The following is a 4911-nucleotide window of genomic DNA, read 5'->3' as shown; positions in this document are numbered from 1 at the left end:
GCTCTGCATAGCCTTGCTCGTGGTAGGCCTTGCGCAGGCGCGTGAGCATGRCGTCATCCACCTGCGGGTAATGCTCGGGCAGGTACAGGCCACCATCGGGCGCCAGGCCCTCGAGGAGGATGTCGCAAAACTGCTTGCGGTCTGCATGGCCGCGGGTGCTGAGGTACTTCATGAGGGGTTCCCGTCGGTATCGGTGAATGGGGTGAACTGGCTAAATGCTGATGCCGTACACACGGATGTCAATGTAGAGACGCGAGGCGATCAGCAGGAAGAACCCGCCGATCAGGATGAGCCAGTGCAGTGCCCGGTCCTGGCGGTTGTCGGTGCGCTCCAGCAGCACAAAGTACAGCCACGCGGCCAGAAAGCTGCCCACACCGTTGAGCAGGGCCTGCGTGCGCGACATGGCCCCGAACAGGGCCAATGCGACCAGCAGGCCGAACCAGAACGCCAGATGCCAGCGCGGCAGATCGACATGCGCCATCTTGAGCAGCGCCGACAGCGTAAGGGCGGCAACCAGAGTGGGCATGGCGAGGCAGCATCATGGTGTGGCGTGGCCCATCATCAGTTGAGTTCTTCCTTGCGAATGCGCGTGATGGGTGCCAGCACGGTCGGCAGCGCCTGCATTTGTGCAATGACGGCATCCATCGTGCCTTCGCGGGTGTCGTGGGTCAGGATGATCAGGTCGGTCTGCGTCGAKCCCTCGCCGCCCACTTCGTCAGCYTCGCGCTGCAGCACSGCRTCGATGCTCACGCCGGCCTCGGCCAGCAGGCCSGTGACCTTGGCCAGCACGCCAGCCTGGTCGGCGACGCGCARGCGCAGGTAGTAGCTGGTGACCACTTCGCTCATCGGCAGCACGGGCAGCTGGTCCATGGCGCCCTGCAGCGTGTTGGCCTGGAAGGCCAGGTGCGGCACGCGGTGTTCAGGGTCGGCCGTGTGCAGGCGGGCGATATCTACCAGGTCGGCGATCACTGCACTGGCGGTGGGCTCACTGCCTGCGCCCTTGCCGTAGTACAGCGTGGTGCCSACGGCRTCGCCMTGCACCACCACSGCGTTCATCGCGCCTTCGACGTTGGCGATCAGGCGCTTGGAGGGTACGAGGCTCGGGTGCACGCGCAGCTCGATGCCCTTTTCGGCGCGCTTGGTGATGCCCAGCAGCTTGATGCGGTAGCCCAGTTGTTCTGCGTATTTGATGTCGGCGGCGGAGAGCTTGGTGATGCCTTCCACATAGGCCTTGTCGAACTGCACCGGGATGCCGAAAGCGATGGCGCTCATCAATGTCGCCTTGTGCGCGGCATCCACGCCTTCAATGTCGAAGGTGGGGTCGGCCTCGGCGTAGCCCAGGCGTTGCGCTTCTTTGAGCACCACGTCGAAGTCCAGGCCCTTGCTGCGCATCTCGGACAGGATGAAGTTGGTGGTGCCGTTGATGATGCCGGCGATCCACTGGATGCGGTTGGCCGTAAGGCCTTCGCGCAGCGCCTTGATGATGGGAATGCCACCGGCCACGGCGGCCTCGAAGGCCACCATCACACCCTTGGCCGATGCGGCCGCAAAAATCTCGGTGCCATGCACGGCCAGCAGCGCCTTGTTGGCGGTGACCACATGCTTGCCTGCGGCAATGGCTTCGAGCACCAGTGCACGTGCGATACCGTAGCCGCCGATCAACTCGATCACGATGTCGATGTCGGGGTTGGCGATGATGGCACGGGCGTCGTTGACGACCTGGATGCCGTCACCCACCACAGCCTTGGCGCGCGCTACGTCCAGGTCCGCCACCATGGTGATCTCGATGCCACGGCCAGCACGGCGGCTGATCTCGTCCTGGTTGCGCTGCAACACGTTGAACACGCCGCTGCCGACGGTGCCGATGCCCAGAAGGCCTACTTGGATGGGTTTCATAGCAATGGGAAGGGAAAGAAAAACAATGATTCGGGAGGGATGTAGAGGGCGCGGTGTCGAGCAGCAGATCCCTCAACGCGTGACATAGGTCGGCAACTGCCAGGCGCCACCCGCAAAGCCACGGCACATGCCGTCGCCGGACTCGCCGCGCAGCACAAAACCCTGGCCGTCGAACTGCCACTCACGCACCCACCAGCAGTCGCCAATGCCCCGGCCCTTCATCGCCGAATGCACCGTGCCCGAGGCCGGATCGAAATCGCCGTCCACGTCCTGCAACGGCTCTGGCTTGTAGGGCGGGCGGTCGTTGGCCACCCACAGCAAGCTGCTGAAGTTGTAAGCGCCCATGCCACAGGRCACGGACAGCAGCACCTTGCGCTCCGTGAGCCGGTAGACCTGCACATTGGCGGGGTTGAACGCATCGTCGCCGTTGCACTGGCCTTCGGTACTGGCGCGGCCCAGAGCAGCCACCAGCGGCTTGGCCAGTGCGGCATCCCCCYTGCGCGCAGGCATCGGGGTCACAGCCTTGATGACCGGAGCAGGCAAAGACGGCAGCACGGAAGCCTCTGGCTTCGTGCCCTTGCGCACCAAGGCGCCCGGTGTGCCCACCCGGCCCTGGGCCTCGTCCATCTTGAGCAGAACCGCGGTGACACCCGCCAGTGACAGCACCCAACGGTCCTTGCCAGCGGCCACGGTGGCCTCTTCGTTCTTGAGCAGCTCCTGCAGCAGGCGGGGCACCTGCGCTGCAGGCACGCTGGGGGTGTCGCCCTTGAGCCCTGGCAAAGACAGTGTGCCCACCTTGAGGTGCAGCGACGCTGGAGTGGCTTTCTCGGTGGACACCTGCAGGTCCACCAGCACCGGCGTGTCAGGTCCCGCCTCGCGGGTCAGGCGCATGGAGACCGGCTCCGACTCGCCACTCTCCGACTGGTAACCCACGGCCCTGCAAGTGCGGGTGTTGTCGCATTGCAAGGCCCAGTCCTTGTGCTGGAAGCTCACGGGCTCTTTGCCCTTGTCGGCAGCCTGCACAGCAGCGCCGTGCAAGCCCGCCGCCACCAGCACACAGGCGGCAACATGCCGGGCTAGGTCAAGAGCGGAGGGTCTGTGCATGGAGCGTATCGCCTTGTCTTCTGGGCAACGCGACGGATCAGGCCGAAACGGCTGCCGCAGCGGTCTGCTTGCGCTTTCGGTATTGCTCCAGGAAGCGCGCCACGCGCCCAATGGCATCGCGCAGGTCGTCYTCRTGGGGCAGGAACACGATGCGGAARTGGTCCGGAGCAGGCCAGTTGAAACCCGTGCCCTGCACCAGCATGACCTTCGTCTCCTGCAGCAACTCCAGGAAGAACTGCTGGTCGTCCTCGATGGGATACACCGCCGGGTCGAGGCGCGGAAACATGTACAGCGCGGCCTGAGGTTTCACACAGGTCACGCCCGGGATGGCCGTGATCAGTTCATACGCCAGATCACGCTGCTTGCGCAGGCGGCCGCCCTCACAGACCAGTTCGTTGATGCTCTGGTAACCACCCAGCGCCGTCTGCACGGCCCATTGGCCAGGAACGTTGGCACAAAGKCGCATGTTCGAGAGCATGTTCAGGCCCTCGATGTAGTCCTKAGCGGGCKYCTTGTCGCCCGARACCACCAKCCAGCCAGCRCGGTAACCGCAAGACCGGTAGCTTTTGGACAGCGAGTTGAAGGTGAGCGTGAGCACATCCTCGCTCAGCGAGCCGATGGCCGTGTGCTTGGCGCCGTCGTACAACACCTTGTCGTACACCTCGTCCGCAAAGATCACCAGGCCGTGTTCGCGGGCGATGGCCACGATGCCCTTGAGCAACTCGACCGAGTACAGCGCACCCGTGGGGTTGTTGGGGTTGATGACCACGATGCCTTTGGTACGCGGCGTGATCTTGGCGCGGATGTCSTCCAGGTCGGGCATCCAGCCRTTGGCYTCRTCGCASAGGTAGTGCACCGGCGTGCCGCCCGACAGGCTGGCCGCAGCGGTCCACAGCGGGTAATCCGGCGATGGCAGCAACAACTCATCGCCCGTGTCCAGCAACGCGTTGGTGGCCATRRCGATCAGYTCGCTSGCGCCGTTGCCCAGGTAGATGTCATCCAGCGCCACGCCCTTGATGCCCTGCTTCTGGGTCTCGTGCATCACGGCCTTGCGGGCGGCGAAGATGCCTTTGCTGTCCGAGTAGCCCGCCGAGTTGGGCAGGTTGCGGATCATGTCCTGCTGGATTTCTTCGGGGGCATCAAAGCCAAACACCGCCAGATTGCCGATGTTGAGCTTGATGATCTTGTGCCCATCCTCCTCCATCTGCTTGGCCGCGTCCATGATCGGGCCCCGGATGTCGTAGCAAACATTGGCGAGCTTGGCGGATTTTTGGACGGTTTTCATGCGCTGACAGTAGTGCGGTGGGGTCAGGAGGCCGCCGGAGCCGGCGCCCTCAGGCGAAACCTATAATTTGACCACAGAACCGTTGCCATCCCCTGGCGCCGGGCGCCGCTGCCACACCCCGCAGCACCTGAGGCCCACCACTTCCTGCCATGAAATTCCAGCCCGACCGCTCCAACGCTCAGACCATCAGCGGCTACGGCCCCGGCTGGATCGGCATCGACGCCGACAAGATCACCCACAGCGTCATCATCGGGTCGGCAGGCCTGCGCCAGCCCTGGCCCTGCTCCCGCTTTGAGGATCTGACCCCGGAGCATTTCGCCCAGTTGGCCGGACTGGAAACCGAACTGGTCATTTTTGGCAGCGGGCTGCGCAATCGTTTTCCCCCGCCCGCATTGCTGGCTCCCCTGATAGCGCGGCGACTCGGGCTGGAGACCATGGACACCCASGCMRCATGCCGCACCTACAACATCCTGGCGAGCGAAGGACGCAACGTGGTCGCAGCCCTGATTCTGGAAGTCTGAACGCGCGCTCACGGCCTGCCTCAAAGTCGGGCGCACCGGGAATGCCACTTATGCACGGCCGTGCCAAAGTGCCCGCCACCCCACGTAGGACACACTGTCTTACAT

The 4911-nt window shown here is 64.2% G+C and carries 5 protein-coding genes and 1 pseudogene; 1 reads left to right on the top strand and 5 read right to left on the bottom strand.

What is annotated here, in order from left to right:
- The 5 genes and pseudogenes from AC04MI_RS23450 to AC04MI_RS23430 form a co-directional block, all read right to left on the bottom strand.
- A pseudogene (locus tag AC04MI_RS23450) lies at positions 1-172 on the bottom strand (threonine synthase); the annotation flags it as partial.
- A gap of 39 nt (positions 173-211) precedes the next feature.
- A complete protein-coding gene (locus AC04MI_RS23445; protein WP_099729727.1) occupies positions 212-526 on the bottom strand; it encodes a response regulator in 315 nt (104 codons plus the stop codon).
- Positions 527-561: 35 nt separating this feature from the next.
- A complete protein-coding gene (locus tag AC04MI_RS23440) occupies positions 562-1896 on the bottom strand; it encodes a homoserine dehydrogenase (RefSeq protein ID WP_476498835.1) in 1335 nt (444 codons plus the stop codon).
- Between the two features lie 72 nt (positions 1897-1968).
- On the bottom strand, positions 1969-3000 hold the full coding sequence (locus tag AC04MI_RS23435) for a DUF1176 domain-containing protein (RefSeq protein WP_476498834.1): 1032 nt from the start codon (positions 2998-3000) through the stop codon (positions 1969-1971).
- 37 nt (positions 3001-3037) lie between these two features.
- Positions 3038-4285 carry a pyridoxal phosphate-dependent aminotransferase gene (locus AC04MI_RS23430; RefSeq protein ID WP_476498833.1) on the bottom strand — a complete coding sequence of 416 codons (1248 nt, stop codon included), beginning with the start codon at positions 4283-4285 and terminating at the stop codon, positions 3038-3040.
- Positions 4286-4434: 149 nt separating this feature from the next.
- On the opposite strand from AC04MI_RS23430, the gene AC04MI_RS23425 reads away from it, so the two are divergent.
- Entirely contained in the window at positions 4435-4806 is a 372-nt protein-coding gene (locus AC04MI_RS23425; protein WP_476498832.1) for an Mth938-like domain-containing protein, read from the top strand.
- Positions 4807-4911 lie beyond the last annotated feature (105 nt).

The sequence above is a fragment of the Acidovorax sp. LjRoot204 genome, assembly GCF_056175785.1.
Note: the sequence above shows the minus strand (reverse complement) of the source record. Positions and strands in the feature narration are given on the sequence as shown.